The 19,067-nt window shown below is 43.8% G+C and carries 20 protein-coding genes and 1 tRNA gene; all 21 read right to left on the bottom strand.

Going from position 1 to position 19,067, the window contains the following annotated elements; translation table 11 throughout:
• Positions 1 to 45: 45 nt before the first annotated feature.
• A complete protein-coding gene (dapA, locus tag AAKU61_RS09285; protein ID WP_354331579.1) occupies positions 46 to 1,053 on the bottom strand; it encodes a 4-hydroxy-tetrahydrodipicolinate synthase in 1,008 nt (335 codons plus the stop codon).
• A gap of 98 nt (positions 1,054 to 1,151) precedes the next feature.
• Positions 1,152 to 1,589 carry a hypothetical protein gene (locus AAKU61_RS09280; protein WP_354331577.1) on the bottom strand — a complete coding sequence of 146 codons (438 nt, stop codon included), beginning with the start codon at positions 1,587 to 1,589 and terminating at the stop codon, positions 1,152 to 1,154.
• 276 nt (positions 1,590 to 1,865) lie between these two features.
• On the bottom strand, positions 1,866 to 2,441 hold the full coding sequence (locus AAKU61_RS09275; protein ID WP_354331575.1) for an NUDIX domain-containing protein: 576 nt from the start codon (positions 2,439 to 2,441) through the stop codon (positions 1,866 to 1,868).
• On the bottom strand, positions 2,434 to 2,742 hold the full coding sequence (locus tag AAKU61_RS09270) for a DUF2818 family protein (protein ID WP_354331573.1): 309 nt from the start codon (positions 2,740 to 2,742) through the stop codon (positions 2,434 to 2,436). Before AAKU61_RS09270 ends, AAKU61_RS09275 begins: the two co-directional genes overlap by 8 nt.
• A gap of 21 nt (positions 2,743 to 2,763) precedes the next feature.
• The gene (gene nuoN, locus AAKU61_RS09265) at positions 2,764 to 4,239 is read right to left on the bottom strand and encodes an NADH-quinone oxidoreductase subunit NuoN (RefSeq protein WP_354331571.1); all 1,476 of its coding nucleotides are present in this window, start codon (positions 4,237 to 4,239) and stop codon (positions 2,764 to 2,766) included.
• A 100-nt stretch (positions 4,240 to 4,339) separates the two neighbouring features.
• Positions 4,340 to 5,833: an NADH-quinone oxidoreductase subunit M gene (locus AAKU61_RS09260; protein ID WP_354331569.1), complete on the bottom strand. Its 1,494-nt coding sequence runs from the start codon at positions 5,831 to 5,833 to the stop codon at positions 4,340 to 4,342.
• 22 nt (positions 5,834 to 5,855) lie between these two features.
• Positions 5,856 to 7,922: an NADH-quinone oxidoreductase subunit L gene (gene nuoL / locus AAKU61_RS09255; protein ID WP_354331567.1), complete on the bottom strand. Its 2,067-nt coding sequence runs from the start codon at positions 7,920 to 7,922 to the stop codon at positions 5,856 to 5,858.
• 92 nt (positions 7,923 to 8,014) lie between these two features.
• On the bottom strand, positions 8,015 to 8,323 hold the full coding sequence (nuoK, locus tag AAKU61_RS09250) for an NADH-quinone oxidoreductase subunit NuoK (RefSeq protein ID WP_354331565.1): 309 nt from the start codon (positions 8,321 to 8,323) through the stop codon (positions 8,015 to 8,017).
• Entirely contained in the window at positions 8,320 to 8,982 is a 663-nt protein-coding gene (locus tag AAKU61_RS09245) for an NADH-quinone oxidoreductase subunit J (protein WP_354331563.1), read from the bottom strand. The genes nuoK and AAKU61_RS09245 overlap by 4 nt, the downstream gene beginning before the upstream one ends.
• A 27-nt stretch (positions 8,983 to 9,009) precedes the next feature.
• The gene (gene nuoI / locus AAKU61_RS09240; protein WP_322119441.1) at positions 9,010 to 9,498 is read right to left on the bottom strand and encodes an NADH-quinone oxidoreductase subunit NuoI; all 489 of its coding nucleotides are present in this window, start codon (positions 9,496 to 9,498) and stop codon (positions 9,010 to 9,012) included.
• A gap of 13 nt (positions 9,499 to 9,511) precedes the next feature.
• The gene (gene nuoH, locus AAKU61_RS09235) at positions 9,512 to 10,582 is read right to left on the bottom strand and encodes an NADH-quinone oxidoreductase subunit NuoH (protein WP_354331561.1); all 1,071 of its coding nucleotides are present in this window, start codon (positions 10,580 to 10,582) and stop codon (positions 9,512 to 9,514) included.
• Positions 10,582 to 12,903 (bottom strand): NADH-quinone oxidoreductase subunit NuoG, encoded by a 2,322-nt coding sequence (nuoG, locus tag AAKU61_RS09230; protein ID WP_354331559.1) that lies wholly within the window; start codon positions 12,901 to 12,903, stop codon positions 10,582 to 10,584. The genes nuoH and nuoG overlap by 1 nt, the downstream gene beginning before the upstream one ends.
• 32 nt (positions 12,904 to 12,935) lie before the next feature.
• The gene (nuoF, locus tag AAKU61_RS09225; protein ID WP_354331557.1) at positions 12,936 to 14,231 is read right to left on the bottom strand and encodes an NADH-quinone oxidoreductase subunit NuoF; all 1,296 of its coding nucleotides are present in this window, start codon (positions 14,229 to 14,231) and stop codon (positions 12,936 to 12,938) included.
• Positions 14,231 to 14,719, bottom strand: a complete 489-nt coding sequence (gene nuoE, locus AAKU61_RS09220) for an NADH-quinone oxidoreductase subunit NuoE (RefSeq protein ID WP_354331606.1) — start codon at positions 14,717 to 14,719, stop codon at positions 14,231 to 14,233. Before nuoE ends, nuoF begins: the two co-directional genes overlap by 1 nt.
• A 40-nt stretch (positions 14,720 to 14,759) precedes the next feature.
• The gene (locus AAKU61_RS09215) at positions 14,760 to 16,013 is read right to left on the bottom strand and encodes an NADH-quinone oxidoreductase subunit D (protein ID WP_322119445.1); all 1,254 of its coding nucleotides are present in this window, start codon (positions 16,011 to 16,013) and stop codon (positions 14,760 to 14,762) included.
• A complete protein-coding gene (locus AAKU61_RS09210) occupies positions 16,013 to 16,609 on the bottom strand; it encodes an NADH-quinone oxidoreductase subunit C (RefSeq protein ID WP_354331555.1) in 597 nt (198 codons plus the stop codon). The genes AAKU61_RS09215 and AAKU61_RS09210 overlap by 1 nt, the downstream gene beginning before the upstream one ends.
• A gap of 45 nt (positions 16,610 to 16,654) precedes the next feature.
• Positions 16,655 to 17,131, bottom strand: a complete 477-nt coding sequence (locus AAKU61_RS09205; protein WP_262835880.1) for a NuoB/complex I 20 kDa subunit family protein — start codon at positions 17,129 to 17,131, stop codon at positions 16,655 to 16,657.
• A 6-nt stretch (positions 17,132 to 17,137) separates the two neighbouring features.
• Positions 17,138 to 17,497, bottom strand: a complete 360-nt coding sequence (locus AAKU61_RS09200; protein WP_322119447.1) for an NADH-quinone oxidoreductase subunit A — start codon at positions 17,495 to 17,497, stop codon at positions 17,138 to 17,140.
• Positions 17,498 to 17,611: 114 nt separating this feature from the next.
• Positions 17,612 to 17,696: transfer RNA gene (locus tag AAKU61_RS09195), tRNA-Leu, on the bottom strand.
• A gap of 85 nt (positions 17,697 to 17,781) precedes the next feature.
• Positions 17,782 to 18,162, bottom strand: a complete 381-nt coding sequence (secG, locus tag AAKU61_RS09190; protein ID WP_354331553.1) for a preprotein translocase subunit SecG — start codon at positions 18,160 to 18,162, stop codon at positions 17,782 to 17,784.
• 60 nt (positions 18,163 to 18,222) lie between these two features.
• The gene (tpiA, locus tag AAKU61_RS09185; protein WP_354331551.1) at positions 18,223 to 18,972 is read right to left on the bottom strand and encodes a triose-phosphate isomerase; all 750 of its coding nucleotides are present in this window, start codon (positions 18,970 to 18,972) and stop codon (positions 18,223 to 18,225) included.
• Between the last annotated feature and the right edge of the window lie 95 nt (positions 18,973 to 19,067).

Raw genomic sequence — 19,067 nt, 5'->3', positions numbered from 1 at the left:
GAGCTGTAACGCAGCTGGAGCAGTTTTGCGTAAGTACTATGGTGTTCAATGAACCAGTTCTGCACTTTGTTCTGAAGCCAGCTCAGCAGAACATTTAGGACAAAATGTCGTCTCGGTGATTAACTGCAATTGCAATTCACTCTGTGATATTTTCGGTGAGTTAAAATTTAATACGCTGGGACTAGGTATCGCCATTACTTGCTCCAAGACTTTTGCTAACTGGAGTTTTCCCTTATTGGACATGGGTGTCATCGGTAAGCGCACGCTGTCTTCCATGCCCCACAACATGGATAAAGCAGCTTTGACGGGCGCTGGATTTGGTTCCGAAAATAAGACTTTAATCAATGGTAATAATTGACTAAATAAGGCTAAGGCTTCTCGCGTTTTTGAGTGCCGTATTAAGTACAATAAATGGACAAATAAATCTGGGCGTATGTGTGCGGATGCAGAAATAGCGCCCTGCGCACCCATGGCAAATACATCAAACATCAATGCGTCGTCACCGCATAAAACATTGAGTCCGCTCTGGCTAAGTAGTGCGCTGGTTTGATATAATTGACCGCCGCAATCTTTAATTGCGACAAACTTAGGATTAGCGGCAAGCGCCGCGATCGTTTCCACATCAATATTTACGCCAGTTCTGGAGGGAATGTTATATAAAATAATGGGACGCTCACTCGCCGCGGCCAAGGCTTCAAAATGCAAGCGAATACCTTCTTGCGATGGACGAACATAAGCGGGTGCAGAAATCAGGTAAGCGGCTGGCGCAGTACCAAAACGTTTCAAGCGCTCTACCATCGCATGCGTACCGCTACCACTTAAACCTAATGCGACAGGACAATTGGCAGGAACCGCTTCTTGAATCGCAGCGAGCAATCGTGCTTGTTCTGTATCATCAAGGGTCGCGGCCTCACCGGTAGTGCCACAAACAACCAGACCTTTGACGCCTGCATCAGTCATTTGCAGAGCAAGTTGTTGAGCGGCTCTCAAATCAATTTTTTGTTGTCGGAGTGGCGTGACCAAAGGCACCCAAATACCATCAAAAGTAGTCATGATCAGCTTCTTATATAAGGACAAATGGTTTGACTTCTCAAAATTTGTAACGCTCTTCGCGCTGATGAAACTTAAGCAAACTTGAGCGAACATAAAATCTAGCGGGCAGGCGTTGGAGAAATTGGGGTGATTTTGCCGAACTCAGCGCTAGGCAAGGCAGTCATCACGGCATGGATAATGGTTTCAACCGCTGGCTTAGCGAGGCACAACCAAACGATCATACGACTCGCATGATCCACAGGCTGCATGCGGATATAAGTCACCATCTTGCCGCAACGATTCAAAATCAAATGTCTTAACTCAGTGGCACAATCGCTATCTACCGTAATACGCATCATAAAATCTGGCGTAACAGCTTGACGTTGAATGCGATAAGAAACTTTGGGAAGCAAAGTGACTGTCGGTGACGCATATTTTTGTCTTGCCAGAGAAGAGTTACTATTGTTATTGACGTCAGATGCTGTTGTGCTCATCGAGGTCAATGCAGAGACCAGAGAAAAACGCGGAGAACTGCTAATAGAAGTAATGCGATTCATGGAGATTTGCACGGGTTGTTGTGGTGATTCCAAGATAGCACCGGCGCAGTAAAGATTCTCTAAAAAGGTCCGCTGAAGATATAAACATTACATAAAAATGATTTATCGGCTTTTTACTCTGCCAACAAAAAAGCCACTTTTTTTCAAAGTGGCTGACTTGGTCTTCAGTTATGCGTTTAACCCAGATTTTCCATTGGAACAGCGACAAGTGGTAGCGGTCTAATGGAAAATCTGGGTTTAATCTATCTGATCAATTTTTTTGTGATTTTTAGATACTCACCAATTTTCAGAGAGTACTTTTTGTAGCCAGAAACTACCGATCACTGTTTTTACATCCGTAATTTTCCCTGTTTTAACCCAATCGAGTAACTCGGGCAAAGTGGCATGAAAAGTTTCTAAAAACTCTTCTTCATCCAACTTCGCTTCACCCGCAATCAGGCCGCGTGCAAGAAAAATATCCAGGTGTTCGTCAGAATAAGCAATCGCATTATGAATGGTGCATAGATAGCGCCAGTCAGTCGCTGTATAGCCTGTCTCTTCGCGTAATTCACGCTGAGCGCATACTAAAGCATCCTCATCAAGATCGATCTTACCGGCTGGGAATTCAATAAAGACTTGATTCAACGGATAACGGAACTGGCGTTCCATTAGTACAGTACCGTCATCAAATACAGGCAAGATAACAACTGCGCCGGGATGTTTGATGTACTCGCGTGTTACATGCTTACCGTCGGGTAAGCTCACCGTATCTTTTTCTACTTTAAGAAAACTACCGGAGTAGGCCAACTCACCGCTGACTTTAGTTTCTGCCAAATGTGGATTTGTCGCTGCATCCAAAGTCAATTTATCCATATTGTTTTCTCAAATAACGATAAACAAATCCAGGAAAAGCGAGAACCAAGAATAAACATGCCGTGATTGAGTAGAACTCCCACGTTTGTGTAAATCGATTACCCGCTTGAGCTTCTAATAAACCAGCTAAGCTACCGACCACAAAGTAGAGAACAATCAGTTCTAGCAAACGACACCAGAGAGGTTTAACAAGCCAGGTTTTCACAGAGATAAAAGAAAACAAACGCTCATTAAAAAAAGGCGAATTGGCGGCGATTATGGATAAAATAATCACCAGCCAACTAGAAGCGGATACATCCACTTTAGATTCCTACCAAGTACATCAGGAGGCCAGTGTCTTGATGATCGCGTTACTGCATGCTGCCATCAATGCCCCAGGCATCAAACCCATGGCTAATACCACGATACCATTAATACTTAAGACAATACGCATATCGGTGCTTGCGATGATAGGACTATTATCTGCAGGCAGATCAAAGTACATCAATTTGACAATGCGTATGTAGTAGAAGGCACCAATCAGGGAGAACAAGACAGCTGCAACAGCCAACCATACGTGCCCTGTAGCCAGAACAGCTTTAAGTACGGACAACTTAGCGTAGAAACCCATCATTGGAGGAATACCTGCCAAGGAGAACATCAACAGTAACATCACTAAAGCAAACCAAGGACTACGTTTATTCAACCCCTTTAAATCATCGAGATTTTCAGCTTCAAAACCCGAGCGCGACAGCAGCATGATGACGCCGAATGTACCTAAAGTAGTTAATACATAGGTAATGCTATAAAACATCGAAGCACTGTAGGCTTCAGCCGCAAAACTCGTATTGCCATCGACTACACCTGACAACAGACCAAGCAACATAAAACCCATTTGTGAAATAGTCGAGTAAGCAAGCATACGCTTTAGATTAGTCTGTGCAATCGCAGTGATATTACCGATCGCCATCGACATCACTGCCAATACGATCAACATTTGCTGCCAATCCACCGCCATTGGGAACAGACCTTCAACCAACAAACGGAAACATATTGCAAACGCAGCCAACTTAGGTGCACCGCCCAGCAATAAAGTTACAACCGTTGGGGAGCCTTGATATACGTCGGGCACCCACATATGGAAAGGAACCGCACCCAATTTGAAGGCCAAACCAGCAACCAGAAAGACAATACCAAATACCAAAATTAATTTGTTTGCCGCTGGTGAAGCAGAAGCTTTAGCAACTTCGGCCAAATCCAAAGAACCTGTAGCCCCATACAACATAGAAATACCATACAAAAGGAAGCCAGAAGCTAATGCGCCCAGAATGAAGTATTTCATCGCGGCTTCAGTAGAAATTGTATGATCGCGACGCAAAGCAACTAGGGCATACAAAGACAAAGACATGAGTTCTAGACCGAGGTAAATCACCAGAAAATTATTCCCAGAGATCATTACCATTTGTCCCAATAAAGAGAACAAGGCCAGTACATAAAACTCACCGCCCAATTTTCCGTTTGTCATGCCACGATCAGAAGCATATTGACGTCCGTAAATTAGAGTCAAACCAACTGCGATGTATGAAAATATTTTAAGAAGATTCGACATCGGATCCGATACGAACATCTTATTACTAAAATAAATTGAGCCGTCACCACTAGGGTTGATCAAAGTCAAAACGCCGCATATGACCAAACTCAATATGCTCAACACATATGTCACATTGCGCTTATCGTCTGCAAGAAACATGTCAATCAGCAAAATAACGCAGATTGCTGAGAGCAAGAAAATTTCAGGATAAAGTGGTATCAGGTTCATATAGTTTCGTTTGTACTAGGTACTAGCATTGATCTGGATCTAAGCAGGCTGCAAAAACGTTAGCCTGCTTTCAGTCTTTTAATTTATATTGAATGCTCAATCAAGGCGCTATTTTTGATGTTGCGACATGCTTCAATAAATCAGCCACAGAAACCTGCATTGCATCTGTAAAAGGTGCTGGATACAAACCCATCCAGATCACAGCAATCGCTAAAATACCGAGCATAAAAAATTCACGTTTATTGATGTCAGCTAATTTGGCAACATGTTCGTGGACAATCGCTCCGAATACGACTCGCTTCACCATCCAAAGTGAATAGGCAGCGCCAAAAATCAATGCTGTCGCTGCTAACATTCCAATCCAGAAATTAAATTGAACAGCTCCCAAAATCACCATGAATTCGCCAACAAAACCAGAGGTTGCTGGCAAGCCGCAGTTTGCCATGGAAAATAAAACGAATAGTGCAGCAAACTTTGGCATAGTATTTACTACACCGCCGTAATCAACAATTTGACGTGAATGCACTCGGTCATACAAGACACCGATGCATAAGAACATCGCTGCAGAAATAAATCCGTGAGAGATCATTTGAACAATGCCACCTTGTACTGACATGTTATTAAACATGAAGAAACCAAGAGTGACGAAACCCATGTGAGCAATCGATGAATAAGCTACCAATTTTTTCATGTCTGCTTGCACTAATGCCACCAGACCAATGTAGATCACAGCAATCAGAGACAAGGCAATCATAAAGCCAGACAAGTAATGACTAGCATCTGGCGCGATAGGTAAGGAAAAACGCAAGAATCCATAAGCGCCAAGCTTCAACATAATCGCAGCCAACACAACTGAACCACCGGTAGGTGCTTCCACGTGAGCATCCGGCAACCAGGTGTGTACTGGCCACATTGGCACTTTGACCGCAAATGCCATCAAGAAAGCTAGGAAAATCATGATTTGAGTTGACAATGGCAAAGGCAATTGATGCCAAGCCATGATATCGAATGTATTACCTGCTTTGAAGTACAGATAGATAATCGCAACCAAGGTTAGTAAAGACCCCATCAAGGTGTACAGAAAAAACTTGAAGGCTGCATATACACGATTCGGCCCACCCCAAACACCAACAATAATAAACATTGGTATCAAAGTCGCTTCAAAAAACACATAGAACAACAAACCATCAGTAGCGCAAAACACACCTATCATTAAGCCGGAGAGTATCAAAAATGCGCCCATATATTGGGCAACTTGCTTTTCTACTACTTCCCACGCGGCTATCACAACAATCACCGTAACAAATGCTGTCAAGGGTACTAGCCAGAGTGAAATACCATCGATACCCAGGGCATAAAATACGTTAAACCGCTCTATCCACGCACTTTTTTCAATAAATTGCATTCCATGCACAGTGTTATCGAAGCGTTGAATTAAAGGAAATGTAACCAACAAACTGGCTAGTGAACCTACCAGCGAAATACCACGGGTCAAGCCAGGATTTGTATCACTACCAAAGGCGAGGACAAATAATCCAAAAGCGATTGGACACCAGATTGCCAGGCTTAATAAGTAAGAAGTTGACTGCATCATGAGTTCTTTTTATATGAATTGCTTATTTAGCGAGAGGAAACATGAACGGAAACATGAAGTAGGTCAAGAAACCTAACACTCCAAGTATCATTACAAACGCATAGTGGTACAAATAGCCAGTTTGGAACAAGCGGACGCCTCTAGACAGCCAGCCAACAAATTTAGCACTACCGTTTACGATCAGACCATCAATCAGGCCTTTATCACCAACGTTCCACAGGCCGTTTCCAAGCATACGTGCGCCGCCAGCAAAAACGATTTCGTTGAATCTGTCCATGTAGTATTTATTATCGAGCAAGGTATAGATAGCATGCGCATGTTTCTTGATCGCCGTTGGAATTTCAGGCTTAAGCATATAAAAAACATAGGACGTAACAACACCTGCTAAGGCCAACCAAAATGGCAATGATGTCAGAGCATGAATAGCCATTGCTAGAGGACCATGAAATTCCTGGGTAAGCTCCTCCATTGAATGGTGCGCTTCATCTACGAAAATAACGCCCTTGAAAAAATTACCGAACAACATTGGCTCTATCGCAAAGAAACCAATCACTACCGAGGGAATTGCGAGTAACACTAATGGCAGCCAAACTACCATCGGCGATTCGTGTGGCTTTTGCCCGGGAGCCAAGCCGTGATGATGTTCGTCGTGATCATCGTGTGCGTCGGCATGATGGTCGTCGTGCGCATCCTGATGACCATGCGCATGTCCAAAATTCTCTTTCCCGTGGAATACCAAGAAGTACATACGGAAGGAATAAAATGCAGTAACAAATACGCCAGCCAGAACAGCAAATTGTGCGAAACCTGAACCAACGATATGGCTCGCTTGCACCGCATCAATAATGCTATCTTTTGAATAAAAACCTGAAAAGAATGGAGTACCAATTAAAGCTAAAGAACCTAACAAAGATGTAATCCATGTAATCGGCATGTATTTACGCAAACCGCCCATGTTCCGAATATCTTGGTCATGATGCATACCGATAATCACGGAACCAGCAGCAAGGAATAACAAGGCTTTAAAGAACGCATGTGTCATTAAATGGAATACAGCAACCGAATACGCAGACGCACCCAAGGCCACGGTCATATAACCTAATTGCGACAAGGTTGAGTAAGCAACTACACGTTTAATATCATTTTGTATGATGCCTAAGAATCCCATGAACAAAGCAGTAATAGAACCTATCACCAGAATGAAAGACAATGCAGTGTCTGACAGTTCAAACAGAGGCGACATGCGCGCTACCATGAAGATACCTGCAGTAACCATCGTCGCCGCGTGAATCAACGCAGAAATCGGTGTCGGGCCTTCCATTGAATCCGGCAGCCATACATGTAAAGGAAATTGTGCCGACTTGCCCATTGCACCAATGAACAAACAAATACAAGCAACCGTTATCAACATCCAGTTAGTGCCCGGTAATAAGAATTTAGCCAACTCTTCTTTTTTAGCGAAAACTTCTGCGTAGTTCATAGAACCAGCGTAAGCCAACAGCAAACCAATGCCTAAAATGAAGCCAAAGTCACCTACACGATTGACTAAGAAAGCTTTCATATTTGCGTAGATAGCAGTTGGTTTTGTATACCAAAAGCCAATCAAAAGATAAGATACCAAGCCTACTGCTTCCCAACCGAAAAAGAGTTGTAGGAAGTTATTGCTCATTACGAGCATTAGCATCGAAAACGTGAATAATGATATGTAGGAAAAGAATCGGTTATAACCTTCATCGTCCTTCATATATCCAATGGTATAAACGTGCACCATCAACGACACAAAAGTCACAACACACATCATCATAGCGGTCAGACTATCCACTAGAAAACCGACTTCGAGTTTAAGTCCTGCTACTTGCATCCACTGGTAGAGAGTTCCATTGTAAGTAGCGCCATCAATCACCGATGACAGCGTCATACAAGAGATAATGAAAGCTATCAATACTCCTAAAATAGTAACCGTGTGAGAAACCTTACGACCAACTAAGTTACCAAAAAATTTAGTGCCTAACAAACCTGCAATAGCAGAACCCGCCAAAGGCGCTAGAGGTACTGCTAGTAGTAAATGTGGGTTAAGTTGCCCCGCCATAATGACCCTTTGTGAGCTTATTGCTTTTTTAAACTGCCAGTGAATTTCATAATTTGCACTTATCTTAGAACATACAAATTAATAGAATTTACTTACCCCTTAAGTGCATCTAAATCTTCTACGTTGATGGTATCCAAATTACGGAACATTACTACCAGAATCGCCAGGCCAATTGCAGATTCAGCCGCAGCCACAGTCAAGATAAAGAATACAAAAATCTGTCCAGCCGCATCATCCAAATAATGTGAGAAAGCGATGAAATTCATGTTTACAGCTAAGAGCATTAGCTCAATTGCCATCAGCAAAACTATAATATTTTTGCGATTAAGAAAAATACCTACAATAGATATTGCAAACAGAATTGCTCCCAATATCAGGTAGTGCGTCAATGTCAAAGTCATTTCGCCTCCGTTTTCTCTGTAGCAATGGCGGCATTAAAACCATTACCTGCTCTATCCCTCGCACGCTCAGAATCAGCAACCATATTGACGATACGGATTCGGTCTTTACTTTTAACCTTGACGGCTTTGGATGGATCAAAATATTTACTGTCTTTACGACGACGCAAAGTTAATGCTACGGCTGCGACAATGGCTACTAATAATATTGCCGCTGCTACTTCAAAAGCAAAAGCGTACTCTGTAAAGATCGCTATGCCTAGCGCTTTGGTATTTCCTATATTCTCAGCAGATGCTGGAATGCGATTATCCGGCCGCAAAAATCCACGCCATAACACCGCTGACATTTCTAATACAATCAATACACCAACACTGGCGGCTAAAGGAAAATGACTCCAAAATCCCTGGCGTAGCTTATCCATATTAATGTCAAGCATCATGACAACGAATAAAAACAGTACCATGACAGCACCAACATAAACCAATACTAAAACAATAGCTAAAAACTCTGCTTTCAGAAGTAACCAAATACCAGCAGCAGTAAAAAAGGCAAGTACTAAAAACAATGCTGCATGTACAGGACTACGTGCGGTAATCACTTGAACTGCGGCAAAAACCAATATCGCCGCAAATACATAAAATAAAATGGTTGTAAATTCCATATTGAGCTAAATCCTGGTTATCCCTGATTAACGATAAGCTGCATCAACACTACGTGCTGCTGCAATTTCAGTTTCGTAGCGATCACCTACGGCCAATAGCATTTCTTTAGTGAAGTACAAATCACCGCGTTTTTCGCCGTGATATTCAAGTACATGCGTTTCAACAATCGAATCAACTGGACAAGACTCTTCGCAAAAACCACAAAAGATACATTTAGTCAGATCAATATCGTAACGAGTTGTCCTACGCGTACCATCTTCACGTAAATCTGACTCAATCGTAATTGCCATTGCAGGACAAACCGCCTCACATAATTTACAAGCAATACAACGTTCCTCACCATTTGGATACCGACGCAATGCATGTAAACCGCGAAAGCGTGGAGACTGAGGTGTTTTTTCTTCAGGAAACTGTACGGTAATCTTGCGGGCAAACATATAGCGTCCCGTGAGAGCTAAACCCTTAATCAATTCGCGCAACATCAAGCTGCCGAAAAAGTCTTTAATTGCTTCCATTTTTTTGAGCCTCTTACTTCCAAATATTCCAGGATGTTTGCATCCATGCAGCCACGATAACTAGGTAGACTAAAGTCAATGGAATAAACACTTTCCAACCTAAACGCATGATTTGATCATAGCGGTAGCGTGGGAAAGAAGCGCGCGCCCATATAAACATCGATACGACAACAAACGTTTTCAAACCTAGCCATATCCAGCCTGGTAACCAGGTTAAAGGTGCGATTTCAAGTGGGGAGGACCATCCCCCCAGAAACATAAGGGATGCCATTGCAGAAATTAAAATCATATTGGCGTATTCTGCCAAGAAGAACATCGCAAAAGACATACCTGAATATTCAACCATGTGACCAGCAACGATTTCAGACTCCCCTTCAACTACGTCGAAAGGATGTCGATTAGTTTCTGCAATACCCGAGATAACATACACGACGAATACTGGCAACAAAGGTAACCAATTCCATGAAAAGATATTCAGTCCGTAACTTGCAGCAAAACCATGTGTTTGACTATTTACAATGTCAGTTAAATTCAGACTGCCAGATACCATCAGTACAATAACTAACACAAAACCCATTGCAATTTCATAAGAAACCATCTGCGCAGAGGCACGCATAGCGCCCAAGAAAGCATATTTGGAATTAGATGCCCAGCCTGCAATGATAATTCCGTAAACTTCCATTGATGTAATCGCCATAACCAAAAGCAAACCGGCGTTTACATTCGCCAACACAGTTTCTGGTCCGAATGGAATGACAGACCATGCAGCGAGTGCCGGCATAATTGTCATAATTGGCGCCAAAATGAACAGTACTTTATTCGCTTTAGCGGGAACAATAATTTCTTTTAAAAGCAATTTGAGGGCATCTGCAATTGGCTGTAATAAACCAGCCGGGCCAACTCGGTTAGGGCCAAGGCGAATGTGCATCCAGCCTATCATCTTACGTTCCCATAGGGTCAAGTAAGCAACGCACCCCATTACTGGCAAAGTAATGCACACAATTTTAACTAAGGTCCAAACCAGTGGCCAAAGAGCACCTAAATATTGTTGGCCATAGCCTTCTATGGTGAGCAGCAAACTCATTACGCACGCTCCACTGTAATAGGACCAAACATCGGCCCTAAAGACTTAGTAGCTATATGACCTGCAGCAATTCGCACGACGTTATCAGGCAAATTTTTACCCAACATAGCTGGCAAGGTAGCCGAACCTTGGCCTTGTGACACTTTGACGTAATCGCCTTCTTTTAAACTTAACTGAGCAAATTGTGCTGCACTCAAAAATACTTCTGGTGCTTTTGCATCCACAGTTTTTTGCAAAGATTCTGATCTTCTTACTATCGCATCAGTACTGTAAATTGCCACATCCGAGACTCGCTCCAAACCAGCAGATACTGATGACGAGAATACCGGAACTTGCGCGCTGATGTTGTTCAACCGACTAGATAATGCGGTTAAATTTTCACCCAACACAGAATCACGAACAGATTCTGAAGTTTCAAATTCGAAATTTGGCAAGTCTAATAGATTACCTAACACGCGCAACACTTTCCAAGCTGGACGGGTATCACTTAGCGGTTTGACAACGCCATGAAAACTTTGAGGACGTCCCTCACAATTAACGAATGTACCGGCGGTTTCTGTAAATGGGGAAACAGGTAGTAAGACGTCAGCATAATCAAGTCCATGCTTATAAGCCGATAAAGAAACAACCATTTCTGCTTGATCTAGGGCGAACTTTGCCTGTTGAGGATTAGCGCAATCAAGCTCAGGCTCAGCATGTAATAAAATATAAGCTTTTTTAGGTTTCGCAAATAGAGATTGAGCGTTGGTAGCAATGTTTGGTATTGCTCCAGCCAAATATCCACCGACCGTATTTGCTGCCTCCGTTAAATAACCAAAACCAGCATTAACATTTTGCGCTATCCATTGTGCCAAAACATGTAATTGACAAGCCTCAGGATGCTGGGCGGCCGCATTACCCAAAAACACTCCAGAGTTATTTTTCAACAGACTCTCTGCAATTGCTACTGCTACTGCAGATGCTTGTACATGTTCAAAACCGGAAGGTTTAGGAATCTCTTTTTTAGTCGCAATTACAACCGCTACTTCTGCTAAAAAATTCAACCAAGCTGATGGCGCAATAACAGCATTATTTGCCAAACTGATTAGTAACTCATCATCCGTTGCATGTAATACATTTAACTTTGCACCCATTTTTACCGCTTGGCGCAAACGTGCGGCTAACAATGGATGATCCTTACGCAGAAAAGAACCGATTACAAAAATATTTTTCAATTGAGAGAAGTCAACAATGGACATACCCAACCATGGTTTAACCTTGTCATCAATAGAAAAATCTGACTGACGTAAGCGGAAGTCGACATTATCTGAACCAAGGCCGCGAACTAAACGCTGTAACAACGTCAATTCTTCTAAAGTTGAATTAGCAGTAGCTGCTGCTGCAATCGCTGCAGCACCATGCTCATGCTTGATATTCCGTAATCCATGTGCGACATACTCTAACGCAGTCTGCCAATCGGTTTCTTGCCACTGACCACCTTGTTTAATCATAGGTTTAGTCAAGCGCTCCGTGCTATTTAAACCTTCATAGGCAAAGCGATCTTTATCAGAAATCCAGCATTCGTTGACTGCTTCATTTTCCAGCGGAACAACCCGCATCACTTTGTTATTCTTTACCTGAATAATCAAGTTGGAGCCTAAACCATCATGTGCGCTAATCGATTTACGGCGAGACAGCTCCCAAGTTCGGGCAGAGTAGCGAAACGGTTTAGATGTTAACGCTCCTACCGGGCACAGATCAATCATGTTTCCGGACAATTCGGAGTCCACCGTCTTACCAACAAACGAAGTAATCTCTGCATGCTCACCACGACCAAGCATTCCTAGTTCCATTACGCCAGCGATTTCCTGACCAAAACGAACACAACGGGTACAGTGAATACAGCGGCTCATTTCTTCCATAGAAATAAGCGGACCGACATTTTTATGAAAAACCACACGTTTTTCTTCGTCGTAGCGTGAACTACCTGCGCCATAACCTACAGCTAAATCTTGAAGTTGACACTCGCCGCCTTGGTCACAAATTGGACAATCAAGTGGATGATTAATCAGGAGAAATTCCATTACTCCCTTTTGTGCCTTAATCGCTTTATCGCTATTGGAACGCACAATCATGCCAGCGGTCACCGGCGTAGCACAAGCTGGTAAAGGCTTAGGGGCTTTTTCTACTTCAACCAGACACATGCGGCAATTAGCCGCAATAGACAATTTTTTGTGATAGCAAAAGTGAGGAATGTAGGTGCCAAGTTTATTTGCAGCATCCATTACCATGCTGCCTTCTTGCACTTCGACTTTTTTGCCGTCTATTTCGATTTCAACCATGGTTTACTCTGAAGTACTCTATCTGAGCTGGCTTAAATGTAAGCAGGAACCAAGCAATGTTTATGCTCGATGTGATATTCAAATTCTTCGCGGAAATTCTTAATGAATGCGCGGACTGGCATCGCTGCAGCATCACCCAACGCGCAAATTGTTCGGCCTTGAATGTTGTCAGCGATCGAGTTCAGCATATCCAGATCATCTAGCCTGCCCTGCCCGTTCTCGATACGATGAACCATACGATACATCCAACCTGTACCCTCGCGACAAGGAGTACATTGACCACAGGATTCTTCAAAATAGAAATAGGACAAACGTAATAAAGATTTAACCATGCAACGGGTTTCGTCCATCACAATCACGGCACCAGAACCCAACATTGAACCCGCCTTGGCAATTGAATCATAATCCAAGTCGGTAGACATCATTACGTCACCTGTAATTACTGGAGCTGATGATCCGCCAGGGATCACGGCCTTAATTTTCTTACCACCACGCATACCGCCAGCGAGTTCTAACAAGGTAGCGAATGGCGTACCCAATGGAATTTCGTAATTACCGGGCCTTTCCACGTCGCCAGAAATTGAAAAAATCTTAGTACCGCCATTATTTGGCTTGCCTAAAGCTGCATATTTCTCACCGCCCATTGAGAAAACAAACGGAACCGCGGCAAAAGTCTCCGTGTTGTTAATCGTAGTTGGCTTGCCATACAAACCAAAGCTGGCGGGGAATGGTGGCTTAAAGCGTGGTTGTCCCTTTTTGCCCTCCAAAGACTCTAGCAAGGCCGTTTCTTCACCACATATATATGCGCCATAACCATGGAAAGCATGTAACTGGAAAGAGAACTCAGATCCATGAATTTTATCGCCCAGCATTCCTGCCGCACGAGCCTCTTCGAGAGCCTCTTCAAAGCGATCATAATCAGCAAAAATTTCACCATGGATATAGTTATAGCCGACAGTGATACCCATAGCATAGGCACCAATCGCCATACCCTCTATTAAAGAGTGCGGGTTATAACGAATTATGTCCCGATCTTTAAATGTACCTGGCTCACCCTCATCTGTATTGCAAACCAAATACTTTTGCCCAGGATATTGACGTGGCATAAAGCTCCACTTCAAGCCAGTAGGAAAACCGGCACCGCCGCGACCACGCAACGATGATGCTTTTAGCTCAGCAATTACTTGCTCTGGTGGGATTTTCTCATCAAGAATACGCTTTAAAGATTGGTAGCCACCACGTGCCACATAATCTTGTAGATGCCAATTTTTGCCGTCTAAACCCGCAAGAATCAAAGGATTAATATGACGATTATGCAGACTCGTCATTATTTACCCGCCTCTGTGAGTTCGGAAACCAGCGAGTCAATTTTTTCATTCGTCATAAAGCTGCACATGCGTTTGTTATTTACCAGCATGACTGGCGCATCCCCACAAGCTCCCATGCACTCACCCTCAACTAAAGTAAATAAGCCATCTGCACTAGACTCTTTATAGCCCAATCCAAGCTTAGCTTTTAAATGATTCGCAGCTCGTTCGCCACCAGACAGAGCGCAGGGCAAATTAGTACAAACTGAAATCTTGAATTTACCAACTGGCTTCGTGTTGTACATGTTATAAAACGTAGCAACCTCCTGAACAGCAACAGCAGGCATACCGATGTAGTCGGCTAAAGTCTGCATCACTGCAGGGGAAACCCAGCCAGTCTCGTCCTGCGCAATAGCCAATGCAGCCATAACAGCAGATTGACGCTGATCGGCAGGGAACTTTGCAAGTTCACGATCAATTTTTTTAAATGCCTGCTCTGATAACACCATAGCTTTTGCCTCTATTGTTGACACGCCGTGATTAAATAATCTAGCGGTCAATTTCACCAAACACAATATCTTGCGTACCGATAATCGTCACCGCATCAGCAATCATATGACCTTTTGCCATCTCATCCAAACCCTGCAAATGCGCAAATCCGGGTGCACGAATTTTTAGACGATAAGGCTTATTAGCACCATCAGACATCAGATAAATACCAAACTCACCCTTTGGATGCTCAACTGCAGCATAAGCCTCACCAGCAGGAACATGAAAACCTTCAGTAAATAATTTGAAGTGATGGATCAATTCTTCCATGTTGGACTTCATATTCACACGTGAAGGAGGCGCAACTTTATGATTTGCACTAATCACGGGGCCGGAATTATTGCGCAGCCATTCAACGCATTGCTTGATAATGCGGTTTGATTGGCGCATTTCCTCAACGCGAACGAGGTAGCGATCATAACTATCCCCGTTAACACCGACAGGAATATCAAAATCTAACAAGTCGTAAACTTCATAGGGCTGTTTTTTACGGAGATCCCACTCAATACCAGAGCCACGCAACATTGGGCCAGTAAAGCCCATCGCCTTAGCACGCTCAGGAGAAACAACTCCAATCCCTACCAACCGCTGCTTCCAAATTCGATTATCAGTCAACAAGGTTTCGTATTCATCAACATAGGTTGGGAAGCGATTAGTAAAATCTTCAATAAAATCGAGCAAAGATCCTTGACGATTTTCATTCAATGCACGCATCGCCTTGTCATTCTTCAGCTGTGAAGTAGTGAACTTTGGCATCTGCTCAGGTAAATCGCGATACACGCCACCAGGACGATAGTACGCAGCATGCAAACGAGCGCCTGAGACAGCCTCGTAGCAGTCCATCAAATCTTCGCGCTCACGGAAAGCGTACAGAAATACGGCCATCGCACCAACGTCAAGCGCATGCGCACCTATCCACAATAAGTGATTTAGAAGACGAGTAATTTCGTCAAACATTACGCGAATATATTGGGCTCTTAATGGCACTTCCAAACCAAGCATTTTTTCTATCGCCATCACATATGCATGCTCGTTGGCCATCATCGACACATAATCGAGTCGATCCATATATGGCACAGATTGCAAATAGGTTTTTTGCTCTGCCAACTTCTCAGTACCGCGATGCAACAATCCAATATGAGGGTCAGCTCGCTGAATTACCTCACCATCCAACTCAAGCACAAGACGTAACACACCATGCGCAGCAGGATGTTGCGGACCAAAATTTAATGTGTAATTTTTAATTTCAGCCATTATTTGATCCCATAGTGTTCTTCACGAATAATGCGCGGTATGTTCTCACGCGGATCTATCGTTACTGGCTGATAAACAACTCGCTTTTGCTCAGGGTCATAGCGCATTTCCACATAACCCGAGACTGGGAAATCTTTACGGAAAGGATGACCGATGAAACCATAGTCAGTAAGAATCCGACGCAAATCATTGTGACCATCAAACAAAATACCAAAAAAGTCGAATGCTTCTCGCTCGTACCAATTAGCCGCATTCCACACATCTATCAGGGAAGGCACGACTGGCATCTCGTCATCTGCAGCAAATACTCTGACTCGCAAACGCCAGTTATGATGAACTGACAGCAAGTGCGAAACAACCGCAAAACGAGCACCGTCCCAAGCACCATCGCCGTATGTAGAGTAATCGACACCGCACAAATCAATCAACTCTTCGAACTGAGTAGACGCGTGATCGCGCAAATCCCTCATAACCTGCAAATACGCTGTCGGCGCTACGACTATCGTCAACTCCCCCAAAGCAAGGGTAGATCGCAACAATCTGTCGCCCAACACATCTTTTACAGCAGTATCGAGGATTTCTAATTTTGTAGTCATAGTAAGTGCCGCCCTAAATCGCTTGATTCACTTGAATTGGCTGGATTAGCGCGCAATCGTATTGGTACGTTTAATCTTATTTTGCAACTGAATAATGCCGTACAAAAGAGCTTCAGCGGTCGGAGGGCAGCCGGGCACGTAAATATCCACAGGAACAATCCGGTCACAACCGCGAACTACTGAGTATGAATAATGATAATAACCACCGCCATTAGCACAAGAACCCATAGAGATAACCCAGCGCGGCTCTGCCATCTGATCATAAACCTTACGCAAAGCGGGAGCCATTTTATTACACAAAGTACCTGCCACAATCATGACATCGGATTGACGTGGAGATGGTCGGAAGACGACGCCAAAACGGTCAAGATCATAACGCGAAGCACCGGCATGCATCATCTCAACCGCGCAACACGCCAAACCAAATGTCATCGGCCACATTGAACCTGTGCGCGTCCAATTGATGAGCTTATCCGCCGTGGTCGTGACGAAACCTTCGCTTAATACACCTTCAATAGCCATAATCCATTACTCCCAATCGAGGGCGCCCTTTTTCCAGATGTACCAAAAGCCCACGGCAAATTCCAAAATAAATCCAAGCATAATCAGAAAACCCGACCAACCCAAATCGCGCATTGCTACGGCCCAAGGGAAGAAAAAAGCAGTTTCCAAATCAAACAAAATAAACAAAATAGCAACGAGGTAGTAGCGCACATCAAACTTCATGCGCGCATCTTCGAAGGCCTCAAAGCCACATTCATAGGGAGATGTTTTTTGACTATCTGGCTTGAAGGGGGCAAGTATGCGCCCTAAAATTTGCGGAACGATACCGACCGCAATACCAACCAGAATAAAGAGAAGAACAGGGAAATAATTTTCGAGGTTCACGTTAGGCTACCTGTATTTAAACGTCACATTAAAGCAAATCATACCAAAGCATAACAAACTAAAAATGACTAACTTCCTCGACCAAGTCAGCATGTAAATCTGACCGTATTTTATTGGTGCCGACGACGAGACTCGAACTCGTACAGCTTTCGCCACTACCCCCTCAAGATAGCGTGTCTACCAATTTCACCACGTCGGCTTAAGCCCAGCATTCTACTATACCAACTGCAATTGTTCAACGCACAATTGCAGTTATTCAATCTTTTTACGGTACAAAAACTGGCTTACTTAGGAATCTGATTTACCTGACCCGCAGTACTTGCAGGAGCAGCAACGACGGGAGCAGAAGCAGAGGCAGCAGCACTAGTAGAAGCCGGAGCAGACTTGGATGCAGGCAAATTATCCATGACGCCACCTGACACTGAACGATTAGTGCCGATGTAAGCTAACGCCAAAGTCGCGCCAAAGAAAATCGCGGCAGCAAGACCTGTGGACTTAGATAAAAAATTAGAGGATCCAGTGGCGCCAAACAAGCTACCTGAAGCACCGGAGCCAAATGATGCCCCCATATCCGCGCCCTTGCCGTGCTGCAAAAGAACCAGACCGATAATTGCCAGCGCAGACAAAACCTGAACAATCACTACCACCGTAAACAAAGTATGCATTCAAAACACCTAATTAAATTAATCGTAAAACAAAGAACAATCTCTCAACACCCTAAAAAATTAGACGGCGTCGACAATTGCGAGAAAATCAGCCGCTTTCAAGGCAGCACCACCGATAAGACCGCCATCGATATCAGCCATCACCAATAGCTCTTTTGCGTTATCGGGCTTCATACTTCCGCCATACAATATTTGCATGCCAGCAGCCAGGTTAACATCCTTACCAATCAATTGCTGACGAAGCACTGCATGAACATCTTGCGCCATTTGCGGAGTCGCAGTTTTACCTGTCCCTATCGCCCAAACTGGCTCATAAGCAATCACAATATTTGCCAGTGCATCAACACCAATCAAATCCAATACCGCCTGTAATTGACTTGAAACAACCGCATTAGTTTGTCCCGACTCGCGCTGCTCCAGAGTCTCACCGACACAAACAATTGGATGCAAACCTGCGTTCAATGCCTGCAAAGCTTTTTGCGCTACCAGATCATTAGACTCATGATGATAGGCGCGACGCTCAGAATGCCCAACAATCACATAAGAACATCCGCAATCCACCAGCATTCCAGCAGATACTTCACCCGTATAAGCGCCCGAGCCGTGCATAGAAACATCTTGAGCGCCAGAGAAAATACCACTACCAGTCAAATCATCCGCACATTGCGCCAAATATGGTGCGGGAGCACAGACCAGAACATCACAAGCCGCATTTGGGTTTAAACCCGCACGCAACCCTGATAAAAGTGCTTTATTGGCAGCAAAACTGCCGTTCATTTTCCAGTTACCAGCTATCAGTTTGCGTCGCATAGCAGCCTAAAATTTAATTAACCGTCTATTGTAGCCGCCTGAGCAAGAGGGGTCAAATTCACGATGCCAAAAAAAGTGAATGCACTGCAACTCAA

Origin of the sequence: Undibacterium sp. GrIS 1.2 (assembly GCF_040544435.1) — a bacterium.
Taxonomy (GTDB): domain Bacteria; phylum Pseudomonadota; class Gammaproteobacteria; order Burkholderiales; family Burkholderiaceae_D; genus Undibacterium.
Note: the sequence above shows the minus strand (reverse complement) of the source record. Positions and strands in the feature narration are given on the sequence as shown.

Excerpts from the sequence above, each read along its gene's own strand:
- nuoK (WP_354331565.1), bottom strand. The coding sequence starts at position 8,323 with ATGACTTTGACATTGACGCACTACCTGATATTGGGAGCAATTCTGTTT.
- secG (WP_354331553.1), bottom strand. The coding sequence starts at position 18,162 with ATGCATACTTTGTTTACGGTGGTAGTGATTGTTCAGGTTTTGTCTGCG.
- nuoH (WP_354331561.1), bottom strand. The coding sequence starts at position 10,582 with ATGAGTTTGCTGCTCACCATAGAAGGCTATGGCCAACAATATTTAGGT.
- AAKU61_RS09280 (WP_354331577.1), bottom strand. The coding sequence starts at position 1,589 with ATGAATCGCATTACTTCTATTAGCAGTTCTCCGCGTTTTTCTCTGGTC.
- dapA (WP_354331579.1), bottom strand. The coding sequence starts at position 1,053 with ATGACTACTTTTGATGGTATTTGGGTGCCTTTGGTCACGCCACTCCGA.
- AAKU61_RS09260 (WP_354331569.1), bottom strand. The coding sequence starts at position 5,833 with ATGATGCAGTCAACTTCTTACTTATTAAGCCTGGCAATCTGGTGTCCA.
- AAKU61_RS09205 (WP_262835880.1), bottom strand. The coding sequence starts at position 17,131 with ATGGCTATTGAAGGTGTATTAAGCGAAGGTTTCGTCACGACCACGGCG.
- nuoE (WP_354331606.1), bottom strand. The coding sequence starts at position 14,719 with ATGGTGTTATCAGAGCAGGCATTTAAAAAAATTGATCGTGAACTTGCA.
- nuoN (WP_354331571.1), bottom strand. The coding sequence starts at position 4,239 with ATGAACCTGATACCACTTTATCCTGAAATTTTCTTGCTCTCAGCAATC.
- tpiA (WP_354331551.1), bottom strand. The coding sequence starts at position 18,972 with ATGCGACGCAAACTGATAGCTGGTAACTGGAAAATGAACGGCAGTTTT.
- nuoI (WP_322119441.1), bottom strand. The coding sequence starts at position 9,498 with ATGGAAGCAATTAAAGACTTTTTCGGCAGCTTGATGTTGCGCGAATTG.
- nuoF (WP_354331557.1), bottom strand. The coding sequence starts at position 14,231 with ATGACGAGTCTGCATAATCGTCATATTAATCCTTTGATTCTTGCGGGT.
- AAKU61_RS09245 (WP_354331563.1), bottom strand. The coding sequence starts at position 8,982 with ATGGAATTTACAACCATTTTATTTTATGTATTTGCGGCGATATTGGTT.
- AAKU61_RS09275 (WP_354331575.1), bottom strand. The coding sequence starts at position 2,441 with ATGGATAAATTGACTTTGGATGCAGCGACAAATCCACATTTGGCAGAA.
- AAKU61_RS09215 (WP_322119445.1), bottom strand. The coding sequence starts at position 16,013 with ATGGCTGAAATTAAAAATTACACATTAAATTTTGGTCCGCAACATCCT.
- nuoL (WP_354331567.1), bottom strand. The coding sequence starts at position 7,922 with ATGGCGGGGCAACTTAACCCACATTTACTACTAGCAGTACCTCTAGCG.
- AAKU61_RS09210 (WP_354331555.1), bottom strand. The coding sequence starts at position 16,609 with ATGACTACAAAATTAGAAATCCTCGATACTGCTGTAAAAGATGTGTTG.
- nuoG (WP_354331559.1), bottom strand. The coding sequence starts at position 12,903 with ATGGTTGAAATCGAAATAGACGGCAAAAAAGTCGAAGTGCAAGAAGGC.